The sequence below is a fragment of the Halobacillus sp. A1 genome (assembly GCF_024189295.1).
In the GTDB taxonomy this organism is placed as follows: domain Bacteria; phylum Bacillota; class Bacilli; order Bacillales; family Halobacillaceae; genus Halobacillus_A.
This window is the reverse complement of record NZ_JAIZEN010000019.1, coordinates 39608-54004: the sequence shown is the minus strand read 5'-3', so window position 1 is coordinate 54004 and position 14397 is coordinate 39608. Positions and strand designations below refer to the sequence as shown.

16 protein-coding genes and 2 pseudogenes are annotated in these 14397 nt (G+C 39.2%); 10 read left to right on the top strand and 8 right to left on the bottom strand.

The window, feature by feature from the left end:
* The first annotated feature begins 301 nt into the window (after positions 1-301).
* The 4 genes and pseudogenes from LF817_RS16300 (at position 302) to LF817_RS16285 (ending at position 2374) form a co-directional block, all read left to right on the top strand.
* On the top strand, positions 302-880 hold the full coding sequence (locus LF817_RS16300) for a transposase (RefSeq protein ID WP_253936871.1): 579 nt from the start codon (positions 302-304) through the stop codon (positions 878-880).
* A gap of 19 nt (positions 881-899) precedes the next feature.
* Entirely contained in the window at positions 900-1424 is a 525-nt protein-coding gene (locus tag LF817_RS16295; RefSeq protein WP_253936870.1) for a magnesium chelatase domain-containing protein, read from the top strand.
* 47 nt (positions 1425-1471) lie between these two features.
* Positions 1472-1966 (top strand): annotated as a pseudogene (locus tag LF817_RS16290) (ATP-binding protein); the annotation flags it as partial.
* 30 nt (positions 1967-1996) lie between these two features.
* Positions 1997-2374 carry a magnesium chelatase subunit ChlI family protein gene (locus tag LF817_RS16285; protein ID WP_371925081.1) on the top strand — a complete coding sequence of 126 codons (378 nt, stop codon included), beginning with the start codon at positions 1997-1999 and terminating at the stop codon, positions 2372-2374.
* Between the two features lie 168 nt (positions 2375-2542).
* On the opposite strand, the gene LF817_RS16280 is transcribed toward LF817_RS16285, so the two are convergent.
* The 3 genes from LF817_RS16280 to LF817_RS16270 all read right to left on the bottom strand — a co-directional run bounded on the left by LF817_RS16280 (position 2543) and on the right by LF817_RS16270 (position 3788).
* Positions 2543-2737, bottom strand: coding sequence for a hypothetical protein (locus tag LF817_RS16280; protein WP_253936869.1), 195 nt, complete (start codon positions 2735-2737; stop codon positions 2543-2545).
* A gap of 461 nt (positions 2738-3198) precedes the next feature.
* Entirely contained in the window at positions 3199-3384 is a 186-nt protein-coding gene (locus LF817_RS16275; protein ID WP_253936868.1) for a hypothetical protein, read from the bottom strand.
* Positions 3385-3527: 143 nt separating this feature from the next.
* A complete protein-coding gene (locus tag LF817_RS16270) occupies positions 3528-3788 on the bottom strand; it encodes a helix-turn-helix domain-containing protein (RefSeq protein ID WP_253936867.1) in 261 nt (86 codons plus the stop codon).
* 263 nt (positions 3789-4051) lie between these two features.
* Between LF817_RS16270 and LF817_RS16265 the strand changes: the two genes are divergently transcribed.
* Together LF817_RS16265 and LF817_RS16260 are read left to right on the top strand one after the other, a co-directional pair.
* Positions 4052-4870, top strand: a complete 819-nt coding sequence (locus LF817_RS16265; protein WP_253936866.1) for a DUF6597 domain-containing transcriptional factor — start codon at positions 4052-4054, stop codon at positions 4868-4870.
* 83 nt (positions 4871-4953) lie between these two features.
* Positions 4954-5376 carry a VOC family protein gene (locus tag LF817_RS16260; protein ID WP_253936874.1) on the top strand — a complete coding sequence of 141 codons (423 nt, stop codon included), beginning with the start codon at positions 4954-4956 and terminating at the stop codon, positions 5374-5376.
* A 407-nt stretch (positions 5377-5783) separates the two neighbouring features.
* Here the strand turns inward: LF817_RS16260 and LF817_RS16255 are convergent, their stop codons facing one another.
* Positions 5784-5957, bottom strand: a complete 174-nt coding sequence (locus LF817_RS16255; protein WP_253936865.1) for a hypothetical protein — start codon at positions 5955-5957, stop codon at positions 5784-5786.
* A 564-nt stretch (positions 5958-6521) separates the two neighbouring features.
* On the opposite strand from LF817_RS16255, the gene LF817_RS16250 reads away from it, so the two are divergent.
* The 3 genes from LF817_RS16250 to LF817_RS16240 all read left to right on the top strand — a co-directional run bounded on the left by LF817_RS16250 (position 6522) and on the right by LF817_RS16240 (position 7456).
* Positions 6522-6677, top strand: a complete 156-nt coding sequence (locus LF817_RS16250; RefSeq protein ID WP_256558344.1) for an aspartyl-phosphate phosphatase Spo0E family protein — start codon at positions 6522-6524, stop codon at positions 6675-6677.
* Between the two features lie 335 nt (positions 6678-7012).
* Entirely contained in the window at positions 7013-7156 is a 144-nt protein-coding gene (locus LF817_RS16245; RefSeq protein ID WP_253936864.1) for a hypothetical protein, read from the top strand.
* A 123-nt stretch (positions 7157-7279) separates the two neighbouring features.
* Positions 7280-7456 (top strand): plasmid pRiA4b ORF-3 family protein, encoded by a 177-nt coding sequence (locus LF817_RS16240; RefSeq protein ID WP_253936863.1) that lies wholly within the window; start codon positions 7280-7282, stop codon positions 7454-7456.
* A 265-nt stretch (positions 7457-7721) separates the two neighbouring features.
* On the opposite strand, the gene LF817_RS16235 is transcribed toward LF817_RS16240, so the two are convergent.
* Entirely contained in the window at positions 7722-8198 is a 477-nt protein-coding gene (locus LF817_RS16235; RefSeq protein WP_253936862.1) for a hypothetical protein, read from the bottom strand.
* A 450-nt stretch (positions 8199-8648) separates the two neighbouring features.
* Here LF817_RS16235 and LF817_RS16230 point away from each other — a divergent pair.
* Positions 8649-9077: pseudogene (locus LF817_RS16230) on the top strand (VOC family protein).
* Between the two features lie 439 nt (positions 9078-9516).
* On the opposite strand, the gene LF817_RS16225 reads toward LF817_RS16230, so the two are convergent.
* From LF817_RS16225 to LF817_RS16215, 3 genes are read right to left on the bottom strand one after another with little or no spacing between them, the layout of a single operon-like run.
* The gene (locus LF817_RS16225; protein ID WP_253936861.1) at positions 9517-10932 is read right to left on the bottom strand and encodes an MATE family efflux transporter; all 1416 of its coding nucleotides are present in this window, start codon (positions 10930-10932) and stop codon (positions 9517-9519) included.
* 58 nt (positions 10933-10990) lie between these two features.
* Positions 10991-11887, bottom strand: a complete 897-nt coding sequence (locus LF817_RS16220; protein WP_253936860.1) for a macrolide 2'-phosphotransferase — start codon at positions 11885-11887, stop codon at positions 10991-10993.
* Positions 11888-11911: 24 nt separating this feature from the next.
* The gene (locus LF817_RS16215) at positions 11912-13375 is read right to left on the bottom strand and encodes an Msr family ABC-F type ribosomal protection protein (RefSeq protein WP_253936859.1); all 1464 of its coding nucleotides are present in this window, start codon (positions 13373-13375) and stop codon (positions 11912-11914) included.
* Positions 13376-14397 lie beyond the last annotated feature (1022 nt).

The window sequence follows — 14397 nt, the reverse complement described above, 5'->3', positions numbered from 1 at the left end:
TCTCCTCCAAAATCCCAACCTCCAGTAAAATAACGTCATCAACTATTTTACTAAAAGAATAGGCTGATAGAGCAAAAGTGTAAAATCTATTCAAGCGAAAACTGTCAACTTTATTCTAGCGTTTACAACTCCGTGAAACTGGTTCTATTTTTCCGCAAGGGCTGCACAATTTATCCGAGAAGGTGGCTCTTTTCAAACAAAATACTCATACTATGGAAAATCGAGAATTCCAGTTTTGCGGGCGTAGCTTTCTAAGCGTACACTAAATATACTGAAGGGCAGTGTTGGAGGAGGGGAAGGGATGGCGAGAAAACCACGGATTTGGTATCCGGGAGCGATATACCATGTGACGGCGCGGGGCAATCGAAGAGGGGACCTATTTTATGATGATGCAGATTTTGAGGAATATAAGAGTCTGCTGGTTTGGGGCCAGAAGGAATTCCCTTTTCGTCTCCATGCGTATTGTTTAATGACCAATCATGTCCATCTTTTGTTAGAAACCCTTCATCTTCCCCCTGGTGAAAGTATCAAAGCTATGCACACAAGATATGCGATTTACTTTAATAAAAGGCATAAGGTGAGTGGTCACTTGTTTCAAGGGAGGTATCACGCGACGTTAATTGATACGAAACAGTATTTCTTAGAAGCAAGCAAATATATTCATTTAAATCCACTAAAAGCGAACATGGTAGCATCAGCAGCTGCTTATCCCTTCAGCAGTTACGCTGCCTATTTGAATTCTTATGATGTGGAGGCGTGCGTATATACAGAGAAAATTCTCAGCTTATTTACGCACCCTGCGCACGAGAAGTATCAGGCGTATGTGAACGGAAAGGATGGGGGTACGTATCGCAACTATAGTAAAAAGCATTGGTCTTAAGGGACTGGAAGGATACGAGATGAGAGTAGAGGTCCAGTCGCTGGATGGCATCGAACAGATCTCTGTCATAGGATTGCCGGATGCATCGATTAAGGAATCGAAAGATCGGATTCGTGGTGCTATAAATTCGATTGATGCGGATATTTCCGGACGGCACTTGATCGTGCTGTTCTCGCCGGCCGAACAGAAGAAAAGCGGACCGATGGCGGATCTTGCTATGGCGATTGCCGTGTTAAAAGAGACCGGACAGCTTACCTGCGACATCCCCAAAAGTACTGCATTTATTGGCGCTTTGTCTTTAGATGGTTCAGTTCATGAAACGGAAGGGATGCTTGCAGCTGCTATGCAGGCGAAGCGAATGGGCTATGAAACGCTTTATGTCCCAAGCGATATGAAGGGAGCAGCCATTTTAAAGGATAAGGAATTCCTTATACCCGTTCAACACCTGCAAGATGTCATCGATCATCTGAGTGGTCAATCGCTGCTTCCTTTTGCAGAATCTCCACCTGTCGTCATGGAAGCACCCGTGCTTCACAAGCGCTGACCGATTTTTCGGACATTATCGGGCATGACATTCCTAAGCGTGCGTTAATGGTAGCTGCAGCCGGCGGGCATCATGTGCTGTTAAGGGGTCCGCCTGGATGCGGGAAAAGTATGCTCGATGCCGCTTTTCCCTCGGTCACCCCGGACATGCCAGAAGAAACGATGGTCGACAGCTTCAGCTTGTATCAATTAGCTCATGAAACGAGAGCGCTTACTCCTTTGCCTCCCTATCGTCATCCTCACCATTCCGCTTCCTCAATGTCTTTGATTGGCGGCGGCACCGTTCCAAAACCAGGAGAGGTGTCTCTTGCACACGGCGGTGTGCTTTTTCTTAATGAAATGGCGGAATTTTAGAAGAAAACGTTAGATATGTTAAGGCAGCCGCTCGAAGCAGGAAAAGTGACCATCAGCCGCGTAAGTGGAATGGTCACTTTTCCTGCCCGATTTATTATGATCGGGGCGACAAATCCTTGTCCCTGCGGCCACTACCGATCGACGAAAAAGTACTGCATCTGCACACCGAAGCAAGTTCATGCCTATCAACAGCGATTATCCGGCCCGATTCTAGATCGGATGGACATTCATCTTGAGCTGCGCCCTATTGATTTATCGCTCACCCCAGCGGAAAAATCAATGACTTCTGCTGAGCGAAAAGATATAGTGACCAAAGCTAGAAATAAACAATACCAGCGTTTTAGCCGTTCTGTGACCAACTCGATCGTTTCTCTCGAGGAGCTCTCGCTTACCTCACCCTTATCCCCTCCGCTTCAGCACCTTCTTCAGGAAAAAAGCATGGTCTATCATTGGAGTACCCGTGTCCAGGTCAATATTATCAGAACAGCAAGAACGATTGCTGACATTGATGGATCTGATCCAATTACCGAAGCCGCGTTGCTAGAAGCGATTCAATACCGAATGCAGACGGGAACCACACTTTCGAGTTCTATATAAATGGACTGAATAAATATTAGCTATCTCTGACTTATAATTAGGAATTGTTTTCTTAAAGATTTATAAGGATTCCATACAGATAGGCTTTCCTTATTACCTATAAGAAATTAAATGCCTGATTCCAACGCTGCATTCACACAGCTGGAACCAGGCTTATTTGAGTAACGATTATTGAAAAATATAATCTTCCTTCAGCATTTTCACCATTTCCTGCAAAGCTACTCCTTTATCTGCAGCTTCCACTGTATAGGATCGATCATTAAAATCGGCCAATACAATATATTTCGTAGCTTCGATGATCTCAATCATCACAGGCTTTCGCTCAATGTACATGCATAGTATTTCTTTACTTTCGTTGAACATGTCTCTCGGGTCCTCTCTGAGTTCATTATGATTACTAGGTTTTAATTTTTACAATGTGGTGTGTTTTTTGTATCCCCTTATATAGTACAAGTTTTCTCACCTGGCGCATGGAACTGCGGGACAAATAATACAATCTCTGCTTAATTGAAGTGAACACTTTTGCAACCCATGGCTCTTTTCTTCCTGTATATATTATTTTATTAGGCAAGAAAAGATCATTGGGAGAGTGGTGTGTTTAGAACACTTCTTTGTTTGCAGGTATAAGTTAACTCAAGGATTGATGGGTTACATAATAGTGGGGTTTTAAATCAGTTGGGTTGTATCTGTTTGGAAATGTTACTTGCAGCGTAAGTGATGTGGTTTATCTAGAGGAGTATGCAAGAGGTTTTTGGATTAGGAGGGACCGTGTCCTATGCCTTTTTTGTCGGTGATCATTAAATCTGGTGACCAGTTCTTACGGGTCAAGTATCATAATCTCCTTCGTTAATTCCTTTTAATTTTGTGAAAAGAAACTCTTGCAGTTGACGGTCTACATGTGAAATTTCTTCTGGATAATAGATGAGGGTCTGATCTTTTTTTACGTCGTGGATATGTATACTCCTGTGTCCGTCATCCTCAAGTTGAGTGTGTTTTAGAATATAATTCATCTGATTGTTCCTCCCATTTATGTAATGGTAAGGCAGCCTGCTGGATCTCTTGTGCCAGTGCACTGCCTTACAATACTTCTTCTTACAGTATACTAGGTTTCTTACTCTCCTCTCTAGTTTATTCCCTTGACCTATTCATTTCTTCATTCCGTGTAAAATTCTGGATCGCTGGGGAGCTCTATGGTGTCAAATAAGGTGGCGGGGTGGACGGGCAAAGCGAAAGCGATGGCGATGATCAGTTTCAAGCTTGGTTGTCTTTCTGCTCGTTCAATGTATCCGATATGGTTTGTCGACACGTTGGTCCGATTTCCGAGCTCTTCCTGACTGATGTTCAGTTCTGAACGGAGATGACGTATTTTTGTTCCGAATGCTACTGCTGCGTCTTCAATGTGTTTTTCATTCATACTTAAATTTTCATATGAAAGTGCGGTTTCCGCTATAAACTGAGGGTGATATATTTACATATAATGTAAAATAGTGTGGGAATTTTTAATTTATTGGCTGCACGGGTGATTTTTTTCCTGATTGAGATCTGCTTGTACTTCTTTTTTATAAAAAGATTCTTGAATCAGCCCACTGTGGGTCTGACCTCTGGTGTGATTTTTTTCACAGGAATGGTTAAAATAAACATGAATCTAAACTATAAGAGTCTGATGGAGGTGGAATGATGAATCTTTTCCTCCCGATACAATCCCCTTCTCTATCCAGTGAAAAAGATACAACGTATATCTATGAAGAACACAGGCCGAGCAAGACGCTTAGTCCATATGCAGCTTGTTATTGGAGTCTGGATTATTACGCATCAGACAATAGGAAAGATCATAGAATCCTGCCCGATGGCTGTGTCGATATTATATTGGACTTGACCGCTTCCTCTCTTTCCAAAGCAGCTTTCGTTACAGGCCTCATGACTCGTTTTGAAGTGTTGAATTTTACGAACGATCAGCATTTTTTTGGCATTCGTTTATTTTCCAGCCATGCCCGTTGTTTTGTAGATTATCCTCTCAAGGAATTCCTCGACGATCGTGTGTATCTTGAAGATATTTGGGGAGAGGAGGCTCTGCGATTCACTGAGGAAATGCAAGAAGCCCGGGGAGTTAAAGAAAGAATGGAGATAGTGGAAGCCAAACTCATTCACTTATTACAAAGAAAGCTTCATCCCTCCGTTTCTGAATTACTCCAGACGTCCCTTCAATACATTTACCACGATCACGGAATGAATTCCATTCAGTCTTTAGCACAACAAGTCAATTATAGTGAAAGAAATATGAGAAGAACCTTCAGAAACGAGTTAGGCATCTCTCCGAAGGAATACTCGCGTATTATCCGCTTCCAGAGTTTGTTGAAAGGAATTCTTCACCACCGCGATCCAGACCTGCAGGAAACAGCTTTGAAATACGGCTATTACGATCAAGCCCACTTTATCCATGAATTCAAACAATATTATGGATTGGTTCCGAGTGATGTGTTTCCAACCAGGAAATAAATTCGTCCGTTTTTTACAAGTGCATAATCATTTAAAAAGGTATGCTGGATAAGAAGCAGTCAGTAAACAAGGAGGAGATGACAATCAAACCACGAATTTCAGTACTAACGCTAGGAGTTAACGATTTGGAAAAGTCTCTGGAGTTTTACAAAAACGGTCTAGGTCTTCCGACAGAAGGGATACTGGGTCAGGAATTTGAAAATGGAGCTGTCGCTTTTTTCGAACTGCAGCATGGAATGAAACTGGCGATCTGGGAACGTAAAAGTGTAGCGGCTGAAGCCCATGTCGCCTTATCGCCCCCAAGCTCCTCGGAATTCACCATCGGCCACAATGTAAGCAGTAAAGCGGAAGTGGACCAGGTTATGCAAGAAGCAGAAGCAGCCGGGGCAACAATTACGGATCCAGCTAAAGATACATTCTGGGGAGGATATTCCGGTCACTTTCTCGATGTAGACGGTCATGTGTGGGAAGTGGTATGGAATCCAGAATGGGAAATCGAGGACTAAGGGTCCAATAGGAGAAGGAAAACTTTTAAGTGGCTGAAATCGGCTCTGTATGATGGGGCTGGTTTCAGCCATTTTTCTTACTACTCTTCCCATTCTTCAGAGTCAGGATCCTTTTAACAGGGGTGTTTTGTGAGTGCTTAGCTTGAATGTAAATTTTGGGGTCGGTCCCCCTGCAAATCATAAACGATTCTGTAGACATTAGTTCAGATGATGGATGTGAAAGAGAATGTACACCACTGCTCCGTTAAAGCACTTCGCTTTTCTGTAAGCAGTGTTTGGATGTAGTGGGGACTTGGGTGAAGGTTCATATATTTGGTGGACAGGATTGGTTCAAACGCTCATAACCGTAAGATAAAAACAATGGAAACAAGCAACCTTCCATTAGGTTTCCTTGTTTCCATTGTGATTTATTTAGAGGGAAGGCTTCCTTCTTCTTTATTGGTAGTGTAGAAAGGATTGGATGCGGTTTTAACTTTATCCTCTAATCTAGTCGCTTGCTCCTCGGTAATTTCAATTTCATGCCCCGGGGAAACGACTTTTCCGTCTTTTACTAAATAATCATTCGCTATAAACGTTGGCATTCGCTTATACTCTCCCTTGATATACTATCCTTAGAATGGACTGCTTTATATTATAATTATCATATTGATATTGCAAGTGGAAAGCTCGCTCTATGTGTTCCCATGGATAGAATGCGGGATTTTGGGTCAGTCACCCGATAAATAAATTAGATAGCATTCTCTTCATAATAAAATTTGAGGACGTATGAAAAGTGAATTTCTTATAAGGAATATAATGGAGCTCTTTCAAAGCATTGGTTTATAAAGGGGGAGATAGGGTAAAAATTAATGGGAATAGTATTTGTATGAAAACCGAGGACTAGTGAAACTAAACTACTTTACCATCTGTTAAGCTAATAAGTTCCTTGTTTATAGGCCTGTCTCAGCATGTAACATGAAGTATCTGTTTGAGTAAGTTAGTTGTGTTAGATGATTAAAACTGAGGGTTAATTGAATCAAGGTTAATTAAATAGTTTCACCAGTTGATAAATTTTGGTTTAGTTGCAAAGCAAATAGTTTGATCACTTCTTCATCAATACCTTGCAGATGCTTGCGGGGGGATGAAGTCTGTCAATAATCAATCGTTTGAATGAAGAAATTGAAGTGTTAAGAAAAAAGATGTATGAAACGTATGAAAATAACCCTAATGACTCACAAATACTAGTTATTTCCCAAGCGCTGGATAAGCTTTTAAATGAACTGGAACTTGCCGTGAAGAATAAAAAAGATTCTAAAGAATAATTAAAGTTATTCTTTGTTAGTTTTTTTATTAGCCTGAAGATGTTCAGTTCTAGTTTCCCCACTCGGTTTTCTTCTTGAGCAATAAGGTTATTTTTTTATGTTCGCCCAATACTTAAAAGGTATTGGGTTTTTTAGGCTTTACTGCATTACATGTTGGGCCCCTGGCACGAGCACATGCCATGCCACTCTCTTAACCAATACACAAAATATATTAGGGTCACCTATAGGGAACGTTTATTGGACCGAGATGTTTTCTTGCCAAGTGATAGTTTTTCACGTAGATGTTACAGGGAATACATAGGCAGGCAATGGTTTTACTGAAGGAGGGAGGACGGATGATACCTTTGGCAATTGTCAGGGATTTTCACATTTTTTTAGATTATGTCGATCAAGAAAAGGTGACTGTAACGAAAACGAAAGCCTACATACAGCGGAAGCATTGCTGGCAGTTGAACGAGAAGTTTGAAGTACAGGAGTAGAGTGTGACAGAGAAGAGTGATCAAATGAACTATCCCCGGATTCATCTGTTTTATCACCTTGCTTTAAACGGCAGCTTGATGGAGCGGAAATGAAACCGGATTGTTCTCTTGGAGAAGGCTCGGATGTCTGATATTCCGGCTGATGAGATTACGATCGGGGAGACTGGATTGGAAAAAGGAGATACGTTTCTTTATATCTATAATTATGGAGCGGAATGGCGAGTGGATTGTTGTAGAGGAGATGATGGAACAGTGAGATTTTTGAAGCAGTCCACCGGAAAAAATGGCCAATTCTTATGAACTGGCCAATCATAGGTGGTTTAATATAAATAAATAAACAATATTACAAGAATTAAGACCATGTAAGTTAGGATAACCACTTTCCTTTTTTTCTTATAAAAAAAGAAATAACTAACTAGCAAGTAAACTGAGTATAATAACATTCCCAATACAAAAGGTAAGTTGGTAATAATTATTAATAAAATTATTATTGAAAGGACTATTATATTTATAGTTTCTTTTCTTTTAACTTGTTTTTGAGTCATAGACAAATGTCCTATCTTTTTTAGTCTTCCCAGCAGTATGGATTATATGAACCGCAGCTAACACTTTCATTTCTTTCAGTAGTTTCTTGATAAGTGTTAAATTGGCTATCTTCATACCAAAGGTACTTTGATTTTAGAGTAGCTTTGTAAGCATTAGCCACAGATATTTTAGAATAAATTTTAGCATATGGTGTAGGTTCGTACCCTCCAGATAACCAATTCCAAAGAGATCCCCCTATACCGAATACTTGGGATAAAAGCCTTTCTGATGACCCAAATGCTATTGCAAAAGAAGAGGATGTAACAGTGTGTTCTATACTATGACCCTCTTGTTTACCCATATAAATATAGTCTGAACCTACTTCAGGTCCCGGTACAGCCATTGGTGAAACCTCATTATTCTCGATTTCAGTATCAGATTCTTCCGCCATAGCAACTGCAGGAATACCTATTATTAATAGTAGCATAGTGAAAAGTGTAACAATAATTTTTTTCATTAAATTTCGCTCCCTTCGAGTATAATGGTTATCAATACATTTTGTTACTAATTATGTAATATTGTAATATTAATGTAACACAGTGCCAATATGTTGTTAACGTATTATTAGATATTTCTGAAAAATAGATAATTGTGATTAATTAATAGAGTTTTATAAAGTTCAAAAATTTTATGTAATCTTAATTTTTGGGTCAACAAGACTGGTGATTAACTAAAATATGGAAATCAATAGTTTTAATGATTTTGTAATAGAAAAAAGTCACTGCGATCATAATGTTAAGTAACCACGCTGAACACCTAAGGAATAGACTTTTTTTGGGCAGTCCCAAGTGGGTTATCCATGAATGTAAACAATATTATGGATTGGTTCCAAGTGAAGTTTTTTTACAAGTGCATGATCTATTAAAAAGGTATGATGGATGAGAATGAGTCATTAGCCAAGGAGGAGATGACGATCAAACCACGAATTTAGGTAGTCACTCTAGGAGTTAACGATTTGGAAAAGTCTCTTGAGTTTTACAAAAACGGTCTAGGACTTACCACTGAAGGGATACTGGGGCAGGAGTTTGAAAACGGGGCTGTAGCCTTTTTCGAACTGCAGCATGGCATGAAACTGGCGATCTGGTAACGTAAAAGTCTAGCTGGAGAAGTCCATGTTCCATTATCTCCGCCTAGTTCCTCGGAATTTACCATCGGCCACAATGTAAGCAGTAAAGAGGAAGTGGATCAGGTTATGAAGGAAGCAGAAACAGCTGGGGCGACAATCACTGATCCAGCTAAAGATACATTCTGGGGTGGGTATTCCGGTCACTTTCTCGATTTAGACGGTCATGTGTGGGAAGTGGTATGGAATCCGGAATGGGAAGTAGAGGATTAAGGGACGAATAGGAGAAGGCTAACTTTTTAAATGGATGAATCGTGCTCCATATGATGGGGCTGTTTCAGTCATTTTCCTTTGTTGTTCTAACCTTTCTACAATGCTCATATCCTAGGAATGTCTTTTAGGTACACTGATTACGGCCACTAAAATGTACGACCTCTGACATACTTTTTACCACCGAGTGACAAAGATTGTACCAGTAAATGACAGAAGATTTACCACTGAATAATTTTGTGCACTTAATGCTATGCCTTCGATAGATTTAACCTAGTATTACGTAGTAGACGTATACTGCGAAGTAAAGATCTTCATTTTCAGGTCACTTTGTGAAAGAATTCACTTAAAAGAAATAAGTTAATGAACGAATGAAAACGCACAGAAGTGCAATCTGTGCGTTATACTTGATAAACTGTTGGACCACTATTTATCCTATAATTCACGTTACTTCCTTAATTGAATCCGGTAGATGGATGTCATCTTCTTTCTTTCCCCTTACCAAAATTGTATCTCGATCACGATACAATAGGTAGGATGAAAGGAGAAAGGATAAAAAGTCAGATATGGGAAAGGCGAGAAATACACCAGTAACGCCGAAAAAGCTTGGTAGAATGATTACTAATGGAATTAAAAAAATAACTTGTCTTGATAGTGAAAGGATTAAGGCAGGTTTAGGCTTGCCTAATGCTTGATAAATTCCTCCTGCAATAATTTGCACTCCTACTACAAAGAAACAAGCAAACATCACTTTCATAGCGTAAGAACCTATTTCAATAAAAGTAGGGTCATCAGTGAAGATCCGCATACCTTTCTCTGGGAATAAGAAGACGAGAATGACGACAATTATAGAGTTAATGGCAACTAATTTAAATGATAACCATATTGTTTCTCTCATCTTTTGAAATTGTTTTGCTCCATAGTTATATCCGACAATAGGTAACATCCCTTGCATCACACCAATCATCGGCATTACTGCAAATCCGATTAGACGCTGTACAATACCAAAGGCAGCTAAATACATATCGCCACCGTGTTGAATGAGCATGGCATTTATTGCAACCATAATAAGGCTGTTCGATGCAGATTGTACAAAGGCAGGGAATCCAATTGTCGTAATTTCTTTCGCTACAGAAACCCTAAACCGTACATTGCGTAACTGGAATGATAGTGAGCTTTTGCCTTTGTAGTAATAGAGGAAAATAAACACACTCACAATCCCTTGAGATACAACAGTTGCAATTCCTGCACCTAAAACGCCAAGTCCTAATCCAAAATCAAAGATGAAAACGGGGTCTAAAATCAAGTTTATTATGGCAGGGATAATGGTTGCTTTCATAGCAAACATTGCATTTCCTTCTGAACGTAAAAGGCTATTTGTTGCCATTGAGAATCCGATAAATAGAAACCCTAATAAAATAGGAAGCATATAGTCATAGGCGTAATCCATTATATTTTCTGTGGCTCCAAATAATAAGAGGATGTCTTCTAAGAGGAAAATCCCTAAGATCAAGCTAATAAAACTGATGATCAGGATTAGAAAAATGAATGTTCCAAAAACCATATTTGCATCTTCATCTCTTTTTTCTCCTAACCGTCTTGATATGATAGAAGCTGCACCGATACCAACAGCACTTGATAATGTCATGACAATCATCATGACTGGAAACGCTACAGTCAATCCTGCAACCGCATCTACCCCTTCTGCATATGAGATGAAGAAGATATCAACGACATTAAATAATGCTATAACAAATAGGCCGACCATCGCGGGAATCGATAAATTCCATAACAACTTCGAGGGTTTTTCTGTCCTAAGTTTCTCACTCGTATTTAAAGTTTGGTTATTACGTTTCAATTTTTATGCTCCTTATCAGACTGGTCGTCAAGCTTTGCCTAACGACCAGTCCGTTGCATTACATTTCGCTAGCAAGCATATGAGCAGCTGTTTCATGCATCTCTTGAAGGCCTGAGATTTCAGCAAATTCAGCTACACTGATGCCGCTTGTTGTTAGAAGTTCTACAATATGCTCATCCATTCTTGACCATGTTTTTCCACCGGCGTTGCCATAAGCGTCGATTAACTTTGTTAGTCCATCACTCCCAAAAAGGAGGTGATGGGCCATGAAATCGACAGATACATCTGCAACTCCAACTTCTGTCCAGTCAATTAAGCCAGTTACTTGATGTTTTTTATTAATGAGGATATGACCTGGATGTAAGTCGCCGTGTTTTACCCCTACATGGGAGGGCCAAAGCGAGTCTTCGGCAAGCCATGCTTGCCAGCGGTCCCATAAAGTTGGATTAATCTCATATTGTTTCTTTACCCGTTCCATTCGCTGTTTCATGGAAGTTCTTAACTCACTGGCAGGAAGAATTTCAACGCCAATATGTTTGAATTCTACGTGAGGCAATGAGTGTAAATCTGCTAGGGCTTTTCCTAATGATTGATAATACGCAGGTGGAACATTGGATTCATCAAAACTCCATACATAGTTCTGTTGCTCCACGTCAATCGTCGCTGCAGGAATGCCACTTAGTTGCTTATAAGCAATTAAATCTTCAGAGAAGATAGACCAATCTGGCACTTGAAAGCTTGCATGGTGGTGAATGATATCTAATGCTTTTTTCTCTTGGTGTGCATGTCTCATTGACTCTGGTCTACGTGGAATTCTTAGGATCCATTTATCATCATGTTGATCTTTGGCGTAGGCTACTTGAAAGTCAACACCAGACTCATTGATTTTGATGCTGTTTTCTACAATATCCAATCCTTTATTCGTTGCTAATTGTTTAAGTTTAAGTGTATTCATGTTTATTTCCTCCAAATGTTCATTCTAATAAATTTGTTTGATTCTTTTTTCTTGTATTTCATATCTATGATCTGCCACACGTTTGACAAACTCACGGTCATGGCTAACCAATAAAACGGTTCCTTCATAATTGAGCAGAAACGTCTCGAGTGCTTTCATGCTATGAATATCTAAAAAGTTTGTTGGTTCGTCTAATATGAGGACATTATAAGAGCCAAGAAACAGTTGGCAAAGTTTTAATCGTATAGCCTCACCGCCACTTAACTGAGAGGTATCTTTTTTTAGATCGTTTCCTGTAAAGTTCATCGCATGCAAAACAGCACGGATTTTGCTTTGTTCGTAGTGGCTGTTTTCTTTCATAAATTCTAGAACTGTTTTATCCTTACTAAATTGATAATCAAGTTGTTGATACACACCAAAAACGACTTTGGGAGAGAGGATAATGCCTTCTCCGTCATGAAGGATATGGTTTAATAACGTTGATTTTCCAGACCCATTTGAGCCAGTAATCGCAATGGTTTTGCCCAAGGGGAACTGAAAGCTTGCATGGTCAAACAATAGTGTATCCTTCATTTTAATGGTTAGTCGGTCTGCCATGATCGGAAACTTATTATGCAATTGAAGCAGTTTGGGTTGATGAAAGCGAATCGTCTTTTCCGTTTCTATCGCTTTTACCTCATCTAATTGTTCTACTCGTTTTTCTAATGCTTTTGCCGCTCGCTGAACCGACTTTTGACTAGTATCTTTTTGTTTAGTCATAAACATGCGGTTTGCAGGTGTATTTACTTCTTTTTTTGACATAGACTGGTTTGCTTGGGTGATTTTCTTTGCTTTTTTCATTTTTTCATCTGCAGCAGATAACAGCCTTTGTTTTTCCTTTACATATTTTTCATGTCGTTCTTGTTGTTGGGTACGTTCAAGTTCTTTTTGACGTTCATAATCAGAATAGTTACCTGTATATTCAATGATTTCGCCCTCATTTACTTCCCAGATCTTGGTCACGAGCTGATCAAGTAGGAAACGGTCGTGACTAACCAAAATGAGAGCTCCATAGTAGTACATTAATTCCTCGATCAAAAAGTCAACGCCCTTTGTATCAAGGTGAGTTGTCGGTTCGTCAATAAGCAGCCCTTCATGATAAGTAGAAAATAGCTGAGCTAGCTTCAACCGAGTTTGTTCTCCACCACTCATTTGTGTGGCATGACGATCGGGTACGTTTAAATGGCCAAGTAATTTAAAATCGGATACTTGATAAATAGGGGACTCGGTTTGTTTAAAATACCCAAAATCAATCAAACGGTTTACATGTCCTTTATTAGGTTGGAGATCTTGGTGTAAAAGCTGTAATAATGTGCTTTTTCCACTGCCGTTTTTCCCAACGACACCAATTCGATCAAATTGATGGACTTTCAGGTTATGAATCGTGAGAATGGTTCGGTCCAAAAATGAAACTTCTATATCTTTCAATTCCAAAACTAGTTTTTGCATTATTACACTCCCTTTTTTATGGAATTTAAAGGGATGTAATCATAAAAAAACCACAGACAGGCTACTGTCTGTGGTAAAGAGTAAACGAGGTATAGCAAAATAGACGTCTTCCTTCGTAAGAGCGAAAAAAACATACGAAAAAAAGACAGATGAATATCTGCCTTTCTTCACGTCAAAAGTGTATACTTCCCCGTCGAAGATTATTAAAAATGTGCAGATTACTCCCGTTTACTCTGTTTTATGAAAACAGAGCCTTTGAACATATTAAGTTACCTATTGTTCAAAGTTTGCTGGCGTAATCTTCCTGATGGCATCATTTTTAATAAACCTCCTTTTCGTAATATAACGAATACTATACATTTACTTTTGATTATTGTCAATAAAACATGAGAAAACAGCTCGTTTTACTGCGTAGTACAAACATCTTGGCCGTATTCAAACTAGATAGCATTCTCTCCACATATCCTCACGAACCAAAAAAGTGGATGGAGACTTAATATGAAATCGAATAATCGAGTGACCATGAAGTGGACTTCCCTTATGCTGCCGGAACATATGGAAATGGTCATGAAAAATAACTTATATAGTAGAACTGAAACTTTATAATGGATTGAATGACAGCTATTCAAAAGTAAAAACTCTTTCGATAGAAGCTGCTTTGCGAAAATCTGCAATTGAAGGAAAAAAATACTTAAATAACGTTGGAGGACGCATGAAATGTTATTTTCTTATGGGGAAATTAATGGAGGTCTTTCAATACTTTGGTTTATAAGGGGGGAGATAGGGTAAAAACTAGTGGGAATAGTATTTGTATGAAAACCGAGTATAAAATTGAAACTAAACAACTTTACCATCTATTAAGCTAATAAGTTCCTTGTTTATAGGCTATCTCAGCATGTAACATGAAGTATCTGTATGAGTAATTTAGTTGTGTTAGATGATTAAAACTGAGAAGGTTAATTGAATCAAGGTTAATTTAAAAGTTTAACCAGTGGATAATATTGGTTTAGTTGCACAGTAAA